This window comes from Vibrio sp. M260121 (assembly GCF_036533715.1).
GTDB lineage: Bacteria > Pseudomonadota > Gammaproteobacteria > Enterobacterales > Vibrionaceae > Vibrio.
In genome coordinates this window covers 35,133-55,908 of sequence record NZ_JATABF010000029.1, presented here as the reverse complement: position 1 = coordinate 55,908, position 20,776 = coordinate 35,133, and the positions used below count along the sequence as shown (strand labels likewise).

General features: G+C 47.0%; 15 protein-coding genes. 10 read left to right on the top strand and 5 right to left on the bottom strand.

All coding sequences use genetic code 11. The features are described 5' to 3' along the window. Nucleotides 1-211 precede the first annotated feature (211 nt). The 6 genes from QTO06_RS15940 (at nucleotide 212) to QTO06_RS15915 (ending at nucleotide 12,239) form a co-directional block, all read left to right on the top strand. Nucleotides 212-2,665, top strand: coding sequence for a glycogen/starch/alpha-glucan phosphorylase (locus tag QTO06_RS15940; protein ID WP_009706505.1), 2,454 nt, complete (start codon nucleotides 212-214; stop codon nucleotides 2,663-2,665). Nucleotides 2,666-2,782: 117 nt separating this feature from the next. Further along, nucleotides 2,783-4,963, top strand: coding sequence for a 4-alpha-glucanotransferase (gene malQ, locus QTO06_RS15935; RefSeq protein WP_331408864.1), 2,181 nt, complete (start codon nucleotides 2,783-2,785; stop codon nucleotides 4,961-4,963). 226 nt (nucleotides 4,964-5,189) lie between these two features. Further along, nucleotides 5,190-7,418 (top strand): 1,4-alpha-glucan branching protein GlgB, encoded by a 2,229-nt coding sequence (gene glgB / locus QTO06_RS15930; protein WP_331408862.1) that lies wholly within the window; start codon nucleotides 5,190-5,192, stop codon nucleotides 7,416-7,418. A gap of 183 nt (nucleotides 7,419-7,601) precedes the next feature. Next, complete coding sequence (gene mtgA / locus QTO06_RS15925) at nucleotides 7,602-8,279, top strand: monofunctional biosynthetic peptidoglycan transglycosylase (RefSeq protein WP_331408860.1); 678 nt, start codon at nucleotides 7,602-7,604, stop codon at nucleotides 8,277-8,279. A 574-nt stretch (nucleotides 8,280-8,853) separates the two neighbouring features. Further along, nucleotides 8,854-9,885: a leucine-rich repeat domain-containing protein gene (locus QTO06_RS15920; RefSeq protein ID WP_186174942.1), complete on the top strand. Its 1,032-nt coding sequence runs from the start codon at nucleotides 8,854-8,856 to the stop codon at nucleotides 9,883-9,885. 293 nt (nucleotides 9,886-10,178) lie between these two features. After that, on the top strand, nucleotides 10,179-12,239 hold the full coding sequence (locus QTO06_RS15915) for an alpha-amylase (RefSeq protein ID WP_331408858.1): 2,061 nt from the start codon (nucleotides 10,179-10,181) through the stop codon (nucleotides 12,237-12,239). A 110-nt stretch (nucleotides 12,240-12,349) separates the two neighbouring features. Here the strand turns inward: QTO06_RS15915 and QTO06_RS15910 are convergent, their stop codons facing one another. Further along, nucleotides 12,350-13,066 carry a DsbA family protein gene (locus QTO06_RS15910; protein ID WP_331408857.1) on the bottom strand — a complete coding sequence of 239 codons (717 nt, stop codon included), beginning with the start codon at nucleotides 13,064-13,066 and terminating at the stop codon, nucleotides 12,350-12,352. Between the two features lie 91 nt (nucleotides 13,067-13,157). Then, nucleotides 13,158-13,481, bottom strand: a complete 324-nt coding sequence (locus tag QTO06_RS15905; RefSeq protein ID WP_331408881.1) for a hypothetical protein — start codon at nucleotides 13,479-13,481, stop codon at nucleotides 13,158-13,160. A gap of 422 nt (nucleotides 13,482-13,903) precedes the next feature. Here QTO06_RS15905 and QTO06_RS15900 point away from each other — a divergent pair, with 422 nt between their 5' ends. From QTO06_RS15900 to QTO06_RS15885, 4 genes are all read left to right on the top strand, one after another. Then, nucleotides 13,904-14,644, top strand: coding sequence for a nucleoside recognition domain-containing protein (locus QTO06_RS15900; RefSeq protein WP_005429268.1), 741 nt, complete (start codon nucleotides 13,904-13,906; stop codon nucleotides 14,642-14,644). Next, the gene (locus QTO06_RS15895; protein ID WP_005374849.1) at nucleotides 14,644-15,111 is read left to right on the top strand and encodes a YjiG family protein; all 468 of its coding nucleotides are present in this window, start codon (nucleotides 14,644-14,646) and stop codon (nucleotides 15,109-15,111) included. Before QTO06_RS15900 ends, QTO06_RS15895 begins: the two co-directional genes overlap by 1 nt. Before the next feature lie 9 nt (nucleotides 15,112-15,120). Then, nucleotides 15,121-16,245: a M20 family metallopeptidase gene (locus QTO06_RS15890; protein ID WP_331408856.1), complete on the top strand. Its 1,125-nt coding sequence runs from the start codon at nucleotides 15,121-15,123 to the stop codon at nucleotides 16,243-16,245. Between the two features lie 222 nt (nucleotides 16,246-16,467). Continuing rightward, nucleotides 16,468-16,842: a YkvA family protein gene (locus QTO06_RS15885; protein ID WP_047476545.1), complete on the top strand. Its 375-nt coding sequence runs from the start codon at nucleotides 16,468-16,470 to the stop codon at nucleotides 16,840-16,842. Nucleotides 16,843-16,941: 99 nt separating this feature from the next. Here QTO06_RS15885 and QTO06_RS15880 read toward each other — a convergent pair whose 3' ends face one another. The 3 genes from QTO06_RS15880 to QTO06_RS15870 form a co-directional block, all read right to left on the bottom strand. Then, nucleotides 16,942-18,246, bottom strand: a complete 1,305-nt coding sequence (locus QTO06_RS15880; RefSeq protein ID WP_005429278.1) for a dicarboxylate/amino acid:cation symporter — start codon at nucleotides 18,244-18,246, stop codon at nucleotides 16,942-16,944. Between the two features lie 320 nt (nucleotides 18,247-18,566). Next, nucleotides 18,567-19,631, bottom strand: coding sequence for a DUF4056 domain-containing protein (locus QTO06_RS15875; protein WP_331408854.1), 1,065 nt, complete (start codon nucleotides 19,629-19,631; stop codon nucleotides 18,567-18,569). Nucleotides 19,632-19,640: 9 nt separating this feature from the next. Then, nucleotides 19,641-20,765 (bottom strand): BamA/TamA family outer membrane protein, encoded by a 1,125-nt coding sequence (locus QTO06_RS15870; protein WP_443088836.1) that lies wholly within the window; start codon nucleotides 20,763-20,765, stop codon nucleotides 19,641-19,643. Nucleotides 20,766-20,776 lie beyond the last annotated feature (11 nt).

Below are 20,776 nucleotides of genomic sequence, written 5' to 3'. Positions count from 1 at the left end.
AATCTTTCTCACAGATGGCTGTGATCCGAATCACTAAGAATAGGGTTATAGGCTGCCGTGTTGCGATTTGGATCACTAAGTTTGCAAGCTTACGCCCTCTACGCCCTACCCCCTCCTCCTTGTAGGGAGGACAAATGGGAGGATGTTTATTCACAGAGGGAAATGCACGATGTATGGCAGATGAATTACTAAAAGACGTGAGAATTTCTTAATGAAACCTACTCAACAGAAACAATTTGACAAGAAGTCGTTCCAAGAAAGCGTAAAGAAACATCTATCTGTGACTTACGCTCACACGGTTGAAAATGCAGATAGCCGCGCATGGTACCTAGCAATGGGTCGTGCATTGGCTGAGTTTACGACTTGTGATTTGCTTGCTACTGAAGCAGACGCTCGCATCCAAGAAGCGAAAAGCGTTAACTACCTTTCACTAGAATTCCTTATCGGTCGTTTGACTGGTAACAACCTAATCAGCATGGGTCTTTACGAAGAGATCACTGAAGCTATGGCTGAGCTAGGTCACAACCTAACAGACCTTCTAGAAGAAGAACGCGACCCATCACTGGGTAACGGTGGTCTAGGTCGTCTAGCAGCATGTTTCATGGATTCATGTGCGGCTCAAGAATTCCCAACTGTAGGTTACGGCCTGCATTACGAATACGGTCTATTTAAGCAGTCGTTCAAAGACGGCCGTCAACAAGAAGCACCAGACGCATGGCGTGGTGTAGAAGGTTACCCTTGGGAAGTGGCTCGCCCTGAGCTAGCGCAAGAAATCGGCTTCTACGGTCACGTTGAAGTGGTAAACGAAAACGGTAAAGAAGTTCGTAAATGGGTTCCTGGCATGTCTGTAAAAGCAATGCCTTGGGATCTACCTATCGTAGGTTACGAATCAGACACGGTTTACCCTCTACGTCTTTGGGAATGTCAGGCAATCGCACCATTCTCACTAGAAAGCTTTAATAACGGTGATTACTTCGAAGCTCAGCACGCGCTGATCGACGCAGGCAACATCACTAAAGTGCTTTACCCGAACGATAACCACGAGAAAGGTAAAACACTGCGTCTAATGCAACAGTACTTCCACTCAGCAGCATCTGTACGCGACATCCTACGTCGCCACGAAGCAGCAGGTTACTCGCTAGCGGATCTACCTAAGCAAGAGACTATCCAGCTTAACGATACGCACCCAACAATTGCTATCCCTGAGCTAATGCGCATCCTAGTGGACGAAAAAGGTCTTACTTGGGAAGCGGCTTGGGAAATCAGTTCTCAGACATTCGCATACACTAACCATACGCTACTTCCTGAAGCACTAGAGACATGGCCAGAGTCGCTAATTCAGCGCCTACTGCCACGTCACATGGAAATCATTTTTGAAATCAACCACCGCTTCCTACAAGAAGTTCGTAAGATGTGGCCTGGTGACGGTGAGAAGCAAGCGAAGCTTTCTATCATCCAAGAAGGTTTCAACCGCATGGTTCGCATGGCAAACCTATGTGTAATCGGTTCTTACGCAGTAAACGGTGTAGCAGCACTTCACTCTGAATTGGTTAAGAAAGACCTATTCCCAGAGTTCCACGAGATGTACCCAACTCGTCTACACAACGTAACGAACGGTATCACTCCTCGTCGTTGGTTGAAGTTCTGTAACCCAGGTCTATCTAAGCTAATCACTGAGAAAGTAGGTCCAGAATGGCCTGCGAAACTAGAGCAGCTAGAAGGCATTGCTAAATACGCAACAGACGCGAAATTCCAAAAGGAATTCATGGCTGTTAAGAAAGAAAACAAACAGCGTCTTGCTGATTGGGTTCTAGATAACATGGGTATCGAGCTAGATACTAACGCTATCTTCGACGTTCAAATCAAGCGTCTACACGAGTACAAGCGTCAGCATCTAGATCTGCTACACATTCTATCTCTATACCACCGCATCCTGAACGAACCTGGTTTCGAGTGTGAGCCACGCGTATGTTTCTTCGCAGCGAAAGCAGCACCGGGTTACCACCTAGCGAAAGAAATTATGTTCGCAGTGAACAAGGTTGCTGAGAAGATCAACAACGATCCTCGCATCGGTAACAAACTGAAAGTGGTATTCATCCCTGACTACCGCGTGAGCATGGCTGAGATCATCATCCCTGCGGCAGACGTTTCACAACAAATCTCGCTAGCGGGTAAAGAAGCATCTGGTACAGGTAACATGAAGATGGCTCTTAACGGTGCCCTAACTATCGGTACGATGGATGGTGCTAACGTTGAGATTCGTGAAGAAGTGGGCGACGAGAACATCTACATCTTCGGTCTTGATGTTGAAGGCGTGAAAGCGGTTAAAGCAGCTGGCTACAACCCTTACGACTACTACAACGCAGATCACCTACTGAAAGCGTCTCTAGACCTACTAACAGGTGAAGAGTTTACGCCAGGTCAACCAGGCCTACTACGCGCTACATTCGATAGCCTACTAGATGGCGGTGACCCATACCTATGTCTTGCTGACTTCGCTTCTTATGTGAAAGCGCATGAAGAAATGGGCAAACAATACAAAGACCAAGCAGGCTGGGCTAAGAAAGCGATTCTTAACACTGCCCTAGTTGGTAAGTTCACATCAGACCGCTCTATCCGCGACTACGTGAACAACATCTGGAAACTTGAAGCGGTGAAACGCTAATAGAACCCAGTTAAGACCAAGGTAGCCGAGCGCTACCTTTGGTCATTTTCAAAGATTAGTTATTGATAACAATAAAACCCTACATGGAAGGTGTTGGTATTACCTTCGGAGAAAGCGATGAAAGAACAAACAGCACTAAAGAAAGTCGCAGACATGGCGCGATTAGCTGATAGCTACGTCAGCGCGTGGGGAGACGAGGCAAAAGTTTCTGAAGAAACACTGCGCCGCTTGCTCACTTCACTTGGCTACGATACTAGCAGCGATGAGAAGCTATTGGCTTCTGCTGAGAAAAAACATAAGAAAGACGTACTAGCCCCTGTTCTTGTTTTACGCGACGGCGAACCAGTCGAAGTGGAACTAAACCTAGGTACGAGTGCTCGCGAGAGCGAATTTAGCTGGCGTTTAGAAACAGAACAAGGAGAGGTACTTGAAGGCTATCTTCAGTCGCAAATTGTTCGTGATGAACGAGCTGAGGGTGGCCCTCTAGTGTTTGCATTGCCAAAGAACTTGGCATGGGGTTACCACAAACTGATCATCAGCCGTAAGCGTCGCAAGACCCCTTACGAAATGTCGCTGATCATCACACCTAAAGCGTGTTTCAAACAAGAAGACCTAAACCAACACAAAAAGCTATGGGGCCCAAGCATCCAGCTTTACACACTGCGTACTCAGCACAACTGGGGTATCGGTGACTTCGGTGACCTGAAGCAGTTGGTGAGTGACATCGCATCTCGTGGCGGTGACTTCATTGGTTTGAACCCGATTCACTCATTGTTCCCAGCGAACCCAGAAGGTGCGAGCCCATACAGCCCGTCTTCTCGTCGTTGGTTGAACATCATGTACATCGACGTAAGCTCTGTGCCTGAGTTCGCACTAAGTGCAGAAGCACAGCAACGTGTTGGCAGCGCTGAATTCCAGCAACGTCTACAAAAAGCACGTGAATCACACTGGGTGAACTACACCGAAGTGTCTGAGCTTAAGATGAGCATTCTTCCGCTGCTATTTAGCGAGTTTAAAGCGCGTCATCTAGACAAGAACACAGACCGTGCTCGTGCGTTCCTAGAGTTCGTAGAAATTGGCGGCGAGAGCCTACTTCACCAAGCGGCATTTGATGCGCTGCACGGTGAGCTACACGCTGAAGATTCAAGCGTTTGGGGTTGGCCAGTATTCCCTGAGAAGTTCCGCACGTTCGATGCAGCAGCAACTCAGAAGTACATCAAAGACAACGCAGACCGTGTTCACCTGTACATGTACCTACAGTGGATTGCAGACGATCAAATCAAAGAAGCGCAAGCGTTAGCTGAAGAAAAAGGCATGACGGTTGGTCTGTACCGCGACCTTGCTGTAGGTGTTGCAGATTCAGGCAGCGAGACTTGGGCTGACGACGGTGCGTTAGTATTGGATGCAAGCATCGGTGCGCCACCAGATGTGCTTGGTCCACTAGGCCAAAACTGGGGTCTACCACCGCTAAACCCACAAGTGTTGGAAGCGACAGGCTACGACGCGTACATCAAGTTGCTACGTGCAAACATGAAGCATTGTGGCGCACTGCGTATTGACCACGTTCTTGGTCTGCTTCGCCTTTGGTGGATTCCAAAAGGTGAGAAGGCGACAGAAGGAGCATACCTGTACTACCCAGTTGAAGATATGCTAGCAATCCTAGCGCTAGAATCTCATCGTCATCAGTGTTCTGTAATCGGTGAAGATTTGGGTACCGTGCCTGATGAAATCGTTGATATCCTTCGTGACGCAGGTGTTCACTCATACAAAGTATTCTTCTTCGAAACATCAAAAGACGACGGCGGCTTCATTTCTCCGAAGCATTACGCTGAGCAGTCAATGGCAGCGCTGTGTACACACGATATGCCAACCCTACGTGGCTTCTGGCACTGTGATGACTTGAAGATGGGTCGAGAGATCGGTCTGTACCCAGACGAGCGACAACTGGAAGGTCTGTTTGATGACCGTTTGAAGTGCAAACAAGGCATCCTAGACAGTGTTCGTTGGCATGGTTACCTACCAGAAGGTATCGGTCATGATGCGCAGTACGTACCAATGGATGGTTACCTAAGTGAAGCATTGCAACTGCATGTGGCTGCGGGTGACTCAGCACTACTAAGTGTTCAGCTTGAAGACTGGCTAGAAATGGACCAACCGGTAAACATTCCAGGTACTGTTGACGAGTATCCAAACTGGCGTCGTAAACTATCGATGAACCTTGACGAAATCTTTAGCCGTGAAGACGTTAACCGTATTTCTAAGCGCCTCACTGAAGTGCGTGCGAAAGCGAGCAAATAAGGTGGAATGGGTGATGTAGGAGTTCGCGAATTTAATTGCGCTGAGGTACGAAAGTACAGCCTAGGTCACTCATTAAATCGGCACAATCCGTTAGGATGAAGTACCGTTATTATGCCCGCAACAATAGCGGGCATTTTTGTTTTTTGACGCTATTTTATTCATCTCTTGGATAGAGTGCGGTTTTTTATAATTGTGTGAATTCACAACGTTTGGCTGAGGAAATCCGATGTTCAAAAACCATAAGGAGAATATCGGTGCTAGGGAGAAAGATTTGAAAACCAAGATAAAGAAAAAATACGAACGCGCCTATGAATTACTAGCTGAGGCGGCTTACTCAGACCCATTTGCGTCACTTGGTCCATTCATCGATGATGGCGAAGGATCGTTACGAGTTTGGATGCCGGGTGCAGACAAAGTTGAATTGGTTGTCAGCGGTGAACCTCGTGTTGAGTTAGAACGCGAAGGCGAGAGCGGCTTCATCTTGAAAGAGAAGCGTGACCTGCACCTAACTCACTACCAACTTGCTGTGGATTGGGATGGCGTGGAACAGCTCATTGACGACCCTTACCAGTACCACAACATTTATCAAGAATACGAGCACCTGCACACGCCAAAAGACATGTACCGCTACATGGGATCGCAGTTTGTGACCATCGAACGCGGTGGTGAAAATATCTCTGGTGTGCGCTTCCTTGTTTACGCCCCTCATGCTTCTGCAATCAGCTTAGTGGGCAGCTTCAACCAGTGGGATGGCCGTCGTCATCCAATGCAACGTCTCGACTACGGTATCTGGGGCTTGTTTATTCCTGGTTTGGAAGAGGGCGTACAATACAAATTCGAACTCAAAGGTCCGAATGGGGAAGGGCTTCCTCATAAACAAGACCCTTGGGGCTTCTACTCTGAGCAATACCCATCTTTCGCATCGATCACGTACGATCACAACCGTTACCAATGGCAAGATGCGAAATGGCAAAACCGTCCAGTGACGCAGAAGCGTGATGAAGCGTTATCTTTCTACGAACTGCACGCGGGGTCTTGGAAGCGCAACGAAGAGGGCGACTTCCTTAACTACCGTGAACTGGCCGCTGAATTAGTACCTTACCTTGTAGACATGGGCTACACCCACGTTGAGCTGATGCCAGTTTCTGAACATCCGTTCTTTGGCTCTTGGGGTTACCAACCTGTTGGTTTGTTTGCACCGACCAGTCGTTACGGCTCTCCGGATGATTTCAAGTTCTTCGTTGATGCGTGCCACCAAGCTGGCTTGGGCGTGGTACTGGATTGGGTACCTGCGCACTTCCCATCGGATGATCATGGCTTAGCGAATTTTGATGGTACGCCACTGTTCCACGATCCAGACCCTCGCCGTGGTTGGCACCAAGACTGGAACTCTTACATCTACGATCTAGGTCGTGAGCATGTGCGCCGTTTCCTTGTGTCTAACGCGCTTTACTGGTTTGAGCAATTCCATATTGATGGTATCCGTGTGGATGCTGTTGCGTCGATGCTCTACCTAGACTACTCACGCAGCCACGATCAGTGGATTCCAAATGCGGACGGCGGTAACGAGAACTACGATGCGATCGCAACGCTGAAGTGGATGAACGAAGAAGTGTACAAGCACTTCCCGAATGCAATGACCATTGCGGAAGAATCGACGGCATTCCCGGGTGTATCTGCGCCAACCTTTATGGGTGGCTTAGGCTTCGGTTTTAAGTGGAATATGGGGTGGATGCACGACAGTCTTTCTTACATCCAAGAAGATCCTATTCATCGCAAATACCACCACAATACCATCACATTCCCGCTTGTTTACGCACACAGCGAGAACTATGTGCTGTCGCTATCTCATGATGAAGTGGTGTACGGCAAAGGTTCTATCCATAACAAGATGCCAGGTGATGAGTGGCAACAAACGGCGAACCTACGTGCTTACTACGGTTACATGTATGGTCAACCGGGTAAGAAGCTAAACTTCATGGGCGCTGAGCTTGGTCAGACCGCAGAGTGGAACCACGACGATCAGTTGCAATGGTTCTTACTGGAGTTTGGTCGTCACCAAGGTGTGCAAGCACTGATTCGCGACTTGAATCACTTGTACCGTGACGAAGCGGCGATGCACGATCAAGATTGTGTGCCTGCTGGCTTTGAATGGCGTCTGCAAGATGAAGCGGAAGCAAGTATCCTTGCGCATGAACGTATTAGCCAAGATGGCGAACGTGTATTGGTGATTAGTAACTTCACGCCAGTGCCTCATGAGCGTTTCCGTTTGGGTGTGCCGATGGAAGGCAAGTACGAACTTCTGTTGAATACTGACGACGCGAAATACGACGGCAGCGGCTTTGAGGTACTAAGCAGCGTCGAAACGCAAGAAGTAGAAAGCGAATCACTGCCTCAGTCTCTTGAGTTGCGTTTACCGCCACTATCAACCGTATTCTACAAACTGATTAAATAGCACAAATTAATCAAAAAGTAAGCCCGGTTTACAATGTAAATCGGGTTTTTTTTAACCAATTTTTGACCTTGTAAACTTGTTGTTCTACTTTGAATCAGGCAATCTTCGCTCCCATTTAATTAAACTGCCACAAATAGAGATACATCAGTGGCGTATTCCTTACTCTGGTTAGGCAAATAAAGCATGCTGAAAAGACTGAAGTCGTTTCTATTCAAAATTTCATTGGTTTTGTTACTGACTCCCGTGTTGTTGGTGGGCTTTGTCAAATACGTTAATCCGCCTCTATGGGGATGGAAGATCAGCCGTATGATCTCGCCACCAGAAGGATATCCAGAAACCAGCCAGCAAGAGTGGGTGCCACTGTCTGAGATTTCAAAAAACATCCAACTAGCAGTAATGGCGACGGAAGATCAGAAATTTCCTTATCACTATGGGGTGGATTTTGATTCACTGTTTTCTGTTATCTCACAAGCCGGCGAGAACGGACCTTCTCGTGGTGCAAGTACCATTACTCAACAGACTGCAAAGAACGTATTTCTGTTCCCTGCACACTCTTATGTGCGCAAAGCGTACGAACTCTACTTTGCCCTGTTGATGGAAGCAATGTGGAGCAAGGAACGCATTCTCGAAGTGTATTTAAATGTGGTGGAGTTTGGTCCCGGTATATACGGCGTCGAGGCGGCTGCGCAAAACTATTATGGCATTCACGCTAGCCAACTGACCCAATGGCAAGCCGCAAGGTTAGCGGTGGTTCTGCCGAATCCTTACAAGATCAAAGTGTATCCGAACACTAACTACACCCAACACCGCACCAATTGGGCTCTGACTCAAATGCGTAACCTAGGCAGCGTGCAGCTTTAGTTGTCTTTTCGCTCCCCAAATCGCGTACAAGCTGCTTGACGCCGTTATTAGTGCAAAAGAATCATTACGTGAAGCGGTTACAATTGAATCGGTCATTGAAGACTGTCAGCACATTGATAGCCTGCGCGATTGCTATCTCGACACGCGCTTTTCTCAATCGCTTGGTCACAACGCTACGCTATCAACCATTAAGCGTATCAGCCGCACGTTCAGTGAAGAGAACATCAATCTCATGAGCATCGCCGTGTGGCAACGCGTGCTCAAAGCACGCGCTGCAATCTAGTATTAAGCATCCTGTCGCCAATTCATGACTCCTGTCTAAAACCGGCAGGATGCTTCTTCGTTAACGGCGCTGTTTGCGAACTGACTCGGCGAATCGCAAAATATCACTGTAAACACTTCATCATATCGATATAGTAACTCACTGAAACCATAGCCCCTTTCGCCAAAGAAAGGTGATCAAGTTCAACTTGTACGCGAAGTATTCTAACGACTGCCAAACGCAGAAAATAAACCCCATTTCTTGCCGCCATCTGACCGTTATTCAACAACAATACCAACAAGGAACGATAGTATGCGTAATGCTCTTCTCCCACTCATCACCCTCGCCCTGTTCGGCTGTGGCGGCTCTGACAGCGGTGATCCAAACGCGACAAAAACCCCACTCATCAGCCTTTCTTTTAACGACGTAAGATTTGCAGAATGCATCGCCACGGAAGCGGTGTACAACGAAATTGAGTACGTTGAAGATCTGCACCAACTGAACTGCACAGGGACTGGCATCACCTCGGTTTGGGGCCTCGACCAATTAACCAGCCTTACCTCGCTTGAACTTGGCTACAATCAACTAACGGAAATAGATGCGAGCAATTTGTCGAAACTAGAACGACTCAATGTTGAAGCGAATGCATTGACTCAAGTCAGCCTGCCAGACGGTGAGCGCCTAACGCACCTTAACCTTGATGAAAATGACCTGACCACGCTCGATCTGACTGGATTGAAAGATCTCACTGAATTTACCGCAGCGCACAATCCACTCACTCGAATCGACTGGCGCAGTGAATACACCAAGCTGTCGCGAATAAACATCAGTAACACCCAACTGCGATCGATGGATCTAACCATTGCCCCAAACTTGTTTAGTTTTGCCGCAGAAGATTCTCAATTAGACGCAATGATCAGCTCCACCATGGTGAAACTCGATAGCCTGCGCCTATTTAATACCGAGATAAATCTAGAATTGACCCACTTTCCAAACGTGACGCTCATGTCTCTAGTACCTGCTTCAAGTCATGTTGATTTGAGCAACAACCCCGAACTTAGTTACCTTTCGCTTGATGGCGAAAAGCTGCAAACCCTAGATGTAAGTACGCTAACCAATCTCAGCTATTTGACCGTTTGGGCCAAGAACGTCACTCAAATTGATATCAGCAATAACGTCGATCTGACCCACCTTACACTTGGGTACCTGAGCCTCAATGACTTGAACATCGATAACCAAAATAAACTAGAAGAAGTGAACATTTCTTCAGCCACGCTGCCAAATGCGACTATCACCTACCTAAGAAACCAAAGCACAATCAAGGGATTCACTTTGGTCGAATAAACCAAAAAGTGGTCAGTAAAATACTGACCACTTTTATTTAAAGGAATGCGATTAATCCACTCACCAAACCTATGGGTTCACCTATCCCCTAAACCATCATGTGTCACAAACTCGAAAATGTGCCCCGTCAACTCGTATAGAACTACGCCCCAATCAAAGCAAAATGTGAAGTGTTACAAGCTTTAGGGCGTAGCCTTTCAGAATGATGTGCTCAGTTTTTCATCCATTTACTATTAGTGTGAATAAAACTACAACACGAATACTGCGCCTATGCGCAACCAATGGACTGAACGATGAAACTGAATCTGATTACGACTACCTTATTGCTTGCATCGGCAAGTGCCATCGCCGAGCCAAACATCACCATATCTACCACGACAAACAGCCGTGACTTTCCTTTAAGTGCAGAGCAGCCTTTGGTTGTGCCATTAACTAAAGATGGATACACGCTCAAAATCACGGGTGTTGAAGGCAACTGTGTCGCGCCTGATGGTCAGAAGGTCAAATTCAACAAACCTATCGCACTGAACTGCGGAAAACCAACAGAACTGCCGTTAAAAATCCGCTTCACTGGCGATTACTCTTTTGCTTTTGATGCGGAAGCGAAAACATTGCGCTTCAAGCGTGAACCTAAGAAAGCCGCCAAGACTGAGTTCAAACGCCCAATCCCAAAAGTGCAATGTGAGGTTTACCAAGGCGGCGAAGTCACCATTGCGTTGGGTGATAGTTTCCCAGATGGCACCAAGTTGCGTGATGCTTACTCTGGGCAAATGGTCAAAGTAAAAGATCAGCAAGTATCGCTGACGCCAAGCAAAGATTCAGGCGGGTTGGTGCTACTAGAGCCAGTGAAGAAAACCAAAGAAGCAGTACCGTTTGATTATCGCAATGCCAACATTTACTTCGTGATGGTCGACCGTTTCAATAATGCCGATACGAGCAATGACAACAGCTATGGGCGTAAGAAAGATGGCAAAGAAGAGATTGGTACCTTCCACGGTGGTGACCTAAAAGGCGTGATCGAAAAGCTAGATTACATCAAGAGCCTAGGTACAGATGCGATTTGGTTATCGCCAATCGTTGAGCAAGTACACGGTTTTGTGGGTGGCGGTGATAGCGGCTCATTCCCGTTCTATGCTTACCACGGTTACTGGACGCGTGATTTCACCAAGATTGATGAGAACTTTGGTAACGAAGATGACCTTAAAGTGCTGGTGGAAGAGGCGCATAAGCGTGGTCTCAAAGTCTTGATGGACGCGGTAATCAACCACACTGGCTACTCAACGTTAGCCGATTTGCAATTTGACGGTATTGAGGTGTTAAAGCCAAACGCTGACCTACCGAAGAAGTGGGGGGATTGGCAACCAAAAGCGGGCGAAAACTGGCATAGCTACCACCAGAATATTGATTACCAGAGTCCATACTGGGCTAAATGGTGGGGCGGTGACTGGGTAAGAACTGGTCTACCGGGATACCCGGCTCCGGGCAGCAGTGATATCACTATGTCATTGGCGGGTTTACCTGACTTTATCACTGAATCAGACAAAGCCGTGAAGCCAGCGCAATGGCTATTGGATAACCCTGGTACTCGCGCAGAGGCGCGTGACAATTACACCGTCTCGGATTACTTGATTGAATGGCAAACTGATTGGGTGAAACGCTTTGGCATTGATGGCTACCGTGTCGATACGGTGAAGCACGTTGAAGGCGATGTGTGGAAGCGCTTAAAAGAAGAGGCATCAAGCAGCCTTGAGCAGTGGCGTAAAGAGAACGGCAAGTCAGGTCAGCCATTCTGGATGATGGGTGAAGTATGGGGGCATACCGCTTATCGCAGCCCTTACTTTGACGATGGCTTTGATGCGTTGATTAACTTCGACATGCAGAAGAAATTAGATAAAGGCGCGGCGTGTTTCAGCCAAATGGCAGACACCTACCAAAGTTACGCAGACACAATCGCCAACGAGAAAGACTTCAACCCAGTGAGCTACATGTCTTCTCACGATACCGAGCTGTTCTTCTCTCGCTTCAAAGACTATGGCATGCAGCGTAACGCCGCGAATGCACTGCTTCTAAGCCCTGGTGCTGTTCAGGTTTACTACGGTGACGAAGTGGGTCGTAACATTGGTCCTTACGCGGATGATTTCCACCAAGGCACACGCTCTGACATGGTATGGAAGCTATCTGATGAGAAGCAAGCGCTGCTCAAACACTGGCAAACTCTAGGTCAGTTCCGTAAAGCGCATCCAGCGATTGGTGCGGGTCAGCATCAAGTGATTGAACAAGAAGGCGCGTACGTGTTCTCTCGTTCACTTGGTAATGACAAAGTCGTTGTGGCGTTTGTGGGGCGCGATAAGTAACCAAACGTTCTTTATTTCGATAAATAAAAAGCCCTTCTTTGAGATATCAGGGAAGGGCTTTGTTGTTTTTGATGTTTACTTACTATTTCAATAGCTATCGATTTCGATAGTTATTTCTTTAGCTCTTGGTCGATAACTTTCTCAAGCTCTTCGAAAGGCACATAACCCGGAATGACTTGGTCATTAATGATGATCGCTGGTGTGCCGCGTAGACCTAAGCGAGTGAAGTACTCGTAGTTTTTATCCAACAACGCTTTGGTCTCTTTGTCGTCGACAAGCTGTACTTCTGTGCCGGTCTTCTTAGCGATTTTTTGTAGTGAACTTGCATCATGTGGCCCCGGCTTCTTCACCAACAAGTCGTGCACTTCTTTGTACTTATCATGTTGGTTCTGCCAAACGTTCAATGCGTAACTTGCCGAGTTGTAACCGTTCTTCTCGTACTGTTCTTTGAACGATACCGTCATGTTCAGCACTTTCACCTGTGGGTATTCTTTCTCTACCTTCACTAGCTCACCTTCAAGACGCTTACAGAAAGGGCAGCTGTAATCAGTCACGTTGATGATCGTCAGTTCAGGGTTCTCTGCACCGAAGTAAGAGTGCTTGCCATCGTTAAGATAGGCGCGCGCTTCATCCAAAGTCGCGTTAAACGTCTTTTGGTAAGCGACGTAGTCTTGTAGGTTTTGATGCAGTGAATCGAGGATCTGCGGGTTTTCTTTCAGTAGTTGAGTAATTTCTTGCAGCTTCTCTTCTGACGTTTTTTCTGCTGCGTGTGAAAACAGTGGAGTGAGTGCGATAGCTACGGTTAATAGTGTGCGTGTGAATTTCATGATTTTTCCTAAAACTCTCTTTTTTCGCGGTTTTTGTCGCGAAGTGATTAAAAATAAAACAATTGATTTGGGGATGAATAGCAATCGGGTTTTATTCTCTAAACACACATAGCTTAAGATGCACCCGAACTTTTTCGGGTATCGGTTCGGTATGATGACGGAAAGCATTACGTTCACCGCCACTGATGGAGAGCAAGACGAACGCAAATAGGAATAAGGGCACAATGAAGCTGTCGAGATGGTTTTGTGAAACCTGAATCAGCTTTTCAGACAGTTCACACTGTTTTGTCAGCCCTTTCTCGCTCTTTTGTTGCTGCGCAGTAGCGTGTTCAGGTGTCACTTGTGCGCCAATCAGAGGGCAAGATTGGTAGAAGCCTGCATTTTTACTTAAACAGATCACGATAACCCAAGCCACAAGGGCGAGTGTCCATCGAGCGATGTTGGATTGTGATCGAAGCAAAAGGCAAACCCTGAGTAAGTCTCTAAGTAATGACCGAACCACCCTAAAATAAATTACACAGAACCTTTGTTAATTTTTGGTCAAGAAATCTCAAATAAGCAACAAACCATGAAGCACGTCGAAGGTGTGGCTAATAACAAACTTGTTCATAATTTTGGTTTGTTTTGTTAATGGATGAGATTCGCTGATAGTTAGATAAATCTACCTTATCTTGGTCATAAATATTTATTATCTTTTAAATGTGATTCAAATCATAAAATAAAACTTCATAACTATGTAGCATGGCTGTTCGGTAAATGGATTGATTTTGATCATCTCTCTAGCACGTCGTTCAGGGGATCATCTATGCGTTCTGTTCCACATACATAGGTGAATTTATGACAAGCCCTGTTCATGCTGAACGCAAGGTGACGATCGGGTGTTACATTGCACTCGCGTTTGCGGTTGTGTTCTTTTCTGGTCTGATGCAATCCAACGAATGGTACGGTGTATTCGACTTTACAACGCTTAATGGTTCTTTCGGTAAAGTGGCTTACGGCGTAACGGAAGGTGCAGATGGCGCGGTACAAGCTGCGACCACATCTTTCCGCGGTACTGGCGGTAGCGGTGCTCGTGACGGTTTCATTTTCGCACTTACTTTGATTCCAACCGTTATGTTCGCATTAGGTATGATCAACGTACTTGAACACTACGGTGCGCTTGAAGCTGCTCGTAAGCTTCTTACTCCTCTTCTACGTCCTCTAATGGGTATCCCTGGTAACTCTGGTTTGGCTCTGATTGCATCTCTACAAAGTACCGATGCAGGTGCGGCAATGACGCGTCAGCTAAAAGATGAAGGTCACCTAACTAAGCGTGAAACGGACGTATTTACTATGTTCCAGTTCACCGCGGGTGCAACCATCGTGAACTTCTTCTCATCGGGTGCTGTGCTGTTCACATTGACGATGGCTGACGGCTCTCTAGCGGTAACGTCTTCTATTGGTTTAGCGGTTGTGGTGATGTTCGCATTTAAGATCATCGGCGCGAACCTGTTCCGTATCTACCTAAACATGACGGAAGGGAAAGAAGACAAACGAGACCAAAACAAATCAGAGAACCTAAAAGAGGAGACGGCATAATGGGTGACGTTAAAGCGAAAAAACCAATGGTGACGGATATCTTCGTCGAAGGTGCTAAGAAAGGCTGGGTAATTGCGACTACCTCTACGGTTCCTAACGTATTGATGGCGTTCGTTATCATCAAAGCACTGCAAATCACTGGCGCGCTGGATCTGATGGGTACTGTGTTCTCTCCAATTATGGCGGTGTTTGGTCTTCCGGGTGAAGCGGCAGCGGTATTGATCGGTGCGTGGATGTCGATGGGCGGTGCGGTGGGCGTAGTGATCACGCTGTTTGACCAAGGCATCCTGAACGGCACGCACATTGCGATTCTTGCGCCTGCTATCTACCTAATGGGCTCTCAAGTTCAGTACATGGGTCGTATCATGGGCCCAATTGGTACTGAAGGTCGTTACATCCCAGTTATGATTGCAATCTCAGTATTGAACGCATTTGGCGCAATGCTAGTGATGAATCTGTTTGTCTAGGAGTGAGTCATGCAATTCTCTCTAAATGAATATCTAGAAGAGCTACGTCCGCTAATCAATGTGGATTGTGGCACTTACACTACTGATGGTATCGAGTTCATCGCTTCTCAATTTGAAGAGAAGTACCAAGCGATGTCAGGTTGGAGCGTAAAACGCATCGACTGTGGCAGAGCGGGCATCGGTCTTGAAGTTCGAAACAAGCCGGAAGCTGAGCAAATCGACGTGATGCTGATTGGTCATATGGATACCGTGTTCCCTGTGGGTACCGCTGAGCTTCGTCCAATGTCTCAAGATGCAGAGAAAGCCTATGGTCCTGGCGTCTCGGACATGAAATCTGGTTTGCTGAACATCGTATACGCGATGCGCAATCTAGACCAAGCGGTGTTGGATAAGCTATCTATCGCTATCTGCATGAACCCAGATGAAGAGACTGGCTCTTTGGATTCTGTGGATTGGATTCAATCAGTTGCGAAAAACGCAAAGAATGTTCTGGTTGCAGAAGCGGCACGTGCAGACGGCGGTTTAGTTAAAGCGCGCAAAGGCATGGCTCGCTACAAAATGACCTTTAATGGCGTTGCTGCTCACGCAGGTAACGAGCCAGAAAATGGTCGCAGCGCAATCACTGAGATGGCGAATTGGATTCTAGCAGTCAATGCAATGACCAACTTTGAATCTGGTACCACGTTGAACGTCGGTATTGTCTCTGGTGGTAACGGTGCGAACATTGTCCCGGAGCATGCTGAAGCGATCGTGGATGTGCGTTTCTGGAGCAACGAAGAATACGATGATGTCGATAGCAAGCTAAATGGCATGCTGGAAACACCATTCGTTGATGGCGTGAGCATTGAGTTGGTTCGTGAAGCGTATAAGCCTTCTATGGTGCCAAGCCCACAAACAGAAAGCCTGATGATGCTAGTTGAAGAAGCGGCAAGTGAACTGGCGATCGACATCAACTGGAAAGAAGTCGGTGGCGGCTCTGATGCAAACAACACGGCGATTCTAGGCGTTCCAACTTTGGACGGTCTAGGACCTATCGGTGCAGGCTTCCATAGCGATCAAGAGTACTTGTTGCTTGCGTCTATCGAACCACGTATCAAAATGCTGATGCGTGTACTGGAGAAGATTGCTCAATAAGGCATTTTGCTTCTAAAGCTTGGTTTCCAAAGCTGTTGGTTTCAAAACCAACTGATTTCCAAAATTTTTTGTCTCTAAAGTAATAATCCCCGGACTTCGGTTTGGGGATTTTTTTATCTAGCCATTTTGTTTCCTTTCTTCATTATCATTACGCGCTATTAATCCTACGTTCAGGTTCATGGTCTTAATATCTATGCCACAGTCATAAATTTAGGGGGCACGATGACCACAAGCATGTCTGTAAATTCGGCGTCCGATGACGTCTTAGACCAAACGATGCAAGCACCAGATGAGAAAACCTTCTGGCGTAAAATGAAAAACTCCGTCAAGAAAGCAGGCGAAGAGATTGCGGTTATGGGCATTAAATCATGGCTCGCGATGGCAGATTCCAATACCTCTGTTCGCCACAAGGCTATCTTAGGTGGCGCGCTGGCTTACTTCGTCCTACCAACAGATATGGTGCCAGACGTATTAGCTGGCGTCGGCTTTACCGATGACATGGCGGCACTGACTCTGGCGGTGAACTCGGTCGGCAATGCCATCACCGACGAGCATGAAGCACAAGCGAGAGAAAAACTGAGTTCAATGACGGAGTAGGGCTGCTATGACCTATTCTTTAGATTGCAAATAAAACAAAAGCCCCGATGTTTCCATCGGGGCTTTCATTTAGACAGGATAGTTTAATCGTAGAACGATTTAGGCGTCAGCACGTTTCAGGTGCACTTCTTCTTCGGCTACGCCGGCCATTGGATCATTGAAGCGAGCTTCATCCAATGCACCTTCCGATTTAGCAACAATGATCGTCACTGCGCTGTCACCGGTGATGTTAACTGCGGTACGAATCATATCAAGTAGACGGTCAACACCCATGATAAGTGCAATGCCCTCTAGTGGCAGACCTACTTGGTTCAATACCATTGCCAACATTACTAGACCAACACCAGGAACGCCTGCGGTACCGATAGACGCCAATGTTGCCGTCATGATAACCATTAGGTAGTCACCCATAGTTAGGTCGATGTTGAATGCCTGTGCGATGAACGCTGTCGCCACACCTTGCATGATCGCCGTGCCGTCCATGTTCACGGTTGCACCTAGCGGTACTGTGAACGATGATACGCGGTTCTCAACACCCATGCGGTGCTTAGCCGTTTCCATTGTCACTGGAATGGTCGCGTTCGATGATGCTGTAGAGAAAGCAAACATGATTGCGTCTTCCATCTTACGTAGGAACGTAATTGGGTTTAGACCAGTGAAGCCTTTTAGCATCAAGCTGTAAGTCACCAGACCGTGCAGCAATAGCGTACCTGCCAGTACAACAAAGTATTCAGCAAGGTTGAAGATTGCGCTTAGACCAAGTCCTGTAAACAGCTTCGCCATTAGGAAGAACACACCGTAAGGCGCAAGGTTCATCAGAATCGCAACCAATTTCATGATTACTTCATTCAGATCAGAGAAGAATGCTGCGATACGCTCGCCTGGCTTACCTGCTGCACTGATCGCGATACCGAATAGGACGGCGAACACGATAACTTGCAGGGTTTTACCTTCTGCCATTGCGCTGATTGGGTTAGTCGGGAACATATCAATGATCACTTGACCCAAAGATGGCGCTTCTGCTGATTTGAATGAACTTGCTGCGGTTAGGTCTGCACCAGCACCCGGCTGGAATAGCGTACCCATGGTTAGAGCAAGTGTGATTGCGATAGCGGTTGTTGCTACGTAGAAAGCAAGGGTTTTACCACCCATGCGACCCAATGTAGATAGGTCTTTTAGAGAGCTGGTACCACAAACTAGCGAAACAAATACTAGCGGTACAACAAGCATTTTTAAGCTGGCAACGAAGATCTGTCCACCAACTTCGAATAATCCATTAACAATGTATGCGTCGACAAATCCGTTGTCGGCAAAAAGTGTGCGAATTGCAAATCCTGTCAAGATACCCGCTACCATACCCAAAATTACGCGGCTGGTGAGCGACATCGGTTTCTTGGTATTCATGAGAACACTCCTTATAGTTATGCACCTTGAGTTCACTTCAAGGCGGCGAGCAGATTAGCAGTGGAGTGTGAAAATACGAAAGAATAATCCTCTGAATGGTCGATAGATGTGAAGTCAGTCACTTTAAAAAATAGAATATTAACCAAACTGTAACGATTTTACTGGTTGAAAAGTTTGCTGATTAACAAGTTTATCGAATTTACAACCGATAGAAATGAATTCTTACATTCTCAAATGGTAGAAAACTGGATGCATAATGATGAGATAAAAGACGCCAAGTGCATAACTAGGCATCTTTTATTCACTTGCTGATTGCAAAGTCACTTCAGCGGTGGGCGAGTCTGTTCGTCGATGGCACGAGCAAAATCTGAAATCTGCTGATAATCTGCGGGTGTCCAAATTGATTTTGAGGTCAATGACTTAGGTAATGCAGAAAAAGCGTTTTCATTGTCGCTTGCTCTAAACTCGACACTCATCCATTGGTCGATTGCTTGTTGATCATCAAAGGTGTTAGACAATGAAAGTTCATGGCTCGCAGTAGGGTAGTTGGGTGTTAAATTCAATGCCATATGGTAATCACGGAATCGAACCACCCACTTATCCGGTAGGCGTCTTGAGCTGTCCCACCAATCTCCATCAAGCTGCTGAATTTTCTCTTTAGTAATCGCTTTGGACTGGGCTTTGAGATCCTTAAGTGCTTGTTTAAAAGCGCTGTCCATTGCTTTCGAAAAGCCTTTTTGATCGAGTTCAGGGTTGTCCAGCAGGACTTGCTTGGCTAACTTTGCTCCAAGCATGTTGGAGTACAGATCTTCAGATGAAAAGGCAGATGCCAGCTCTTTAAATCCACTGACGGATACCATACCGAACCACTGAGCAATTTCATGCCATTGAGCAAGGCGAAACGCGGTTAGCGCTGCAGCCTGAGCACTGCGATCGAGCTTTTCCTCTTCGCTGAGCTTCTCTTTTTGTTCGTACCAACGAATACGACGAACACGAAGTTCTTTAGGCAAGTCAAGATGCGCTGCGCGGCCGAGGTAATGTTGGTTGAGAGTGAACAAATAATAGGTGTAATCGGCGGTATCGCGAACGTGAGCCGTATCAATAAAGCCGCCCAGTTCGGTAAAGATAATACCGTTAGTTTCTTCATTTAAGCCCAGCAAGCTGCCAGAAACTGACTCACTGCCATCATTATAGTGGTGAGTACCCACTTCGTTACTGGATAAGACATTCTCGAGAGAGAAGAAAGGAACAGGCACACTTCCTAATTGCGCTTTGAGATCGACACCAAATGCACAACACGGCCTGACACCCACTGGTGCTTTCAATTCTTGTGCTTGGACAAATCCACTACAAAGGCTTAGTAGTAATAGTGCTGCTTTCTTCAAACCCTACTCCTAGAATGCTTCATTAATTTGGAAATAAAAACCGGTGCTGTCTTTACCTACCCCTAAATCGACGCGCACGTTAATACGTGCCTTAAAGGCAAATCGATAACCAACCCCGACAGTTGGTAGCCAACTGCTTGCGAATAAGTCGTGATAAGTAGGTGCGATATTGCCTGCACCCAACCAACCCACAACACCATGACGACCAGCAATGGTGTGGCGGATTTCTATTTGTGTGGAGAGTTGATGTTTGTCGCGATATTGCCCTTGGTAGTAGCCACGCATACGTTGATCGTCACCTAACTGGGCGTAATCAAACCAAGGTGCATCACCAAAAATCGATTGCGAGTAAACTTCCATCGCGATGATGGTACTGTTTGACCATTGTTGATAGAGACGATAGTTGGCCACGAGATTGTCGTAGTCTTCATCACTACCTAGTGAATCGCGGTTGGCAATCCATTCAATATCGAGAAACTGCCCTCGCATTGGGTTCGGCTCGAAATCGCGTGTATCGTACTCCATCCCAAGCAACACACCGCTGCTGGTGGCATTGGTAACTTCTGCAGGAAGAATATCGCCATCTACACCGTCTACTTTGTTGAATGATTGCCACTGCCAGCCGAGCTTAGCGTAAGTATTTGGCGCAATCTCTACGGCGATTTTGGGGCTCAGCTGTAACCGCTGGCCTTCGTATTGCACTTTATTACTATCGTTCTCGGCTGCTTGACTGCCGATACCCCAATAGTATCCGGGAGTGTGGCTGATCCACGCTTCACCAAGTAGACGTACTTTGTCACCCTTCAAATAGGTGCGGTTGTTTAACCCCAAGCCGTAAGAGCCGGAAGTTGAACCATAAGATGTGACGGTGACGGTTGAGTACGGGTCGCCTTTCTGCCAGTCATAAGGGGTATACAAACCCACCGCGGCAACGCCGATGCCAAATCCTTGCTCTGGATTGACGAATGGTCCCGGTAAGATGCCCCAGTCGATCAACTTCGATTCATCCACGGTTTCGCTAGAGCCTAGTTTGGTTAGGATGTCATCCACCAAACTGCTTTCGTCTTGCTGCATAGCAAAAACGTGTGGTGTGCAAAACAGTGCTGCAATTACCAAGGGGGAAGAAGCTTTCATCTTCTCTTTAC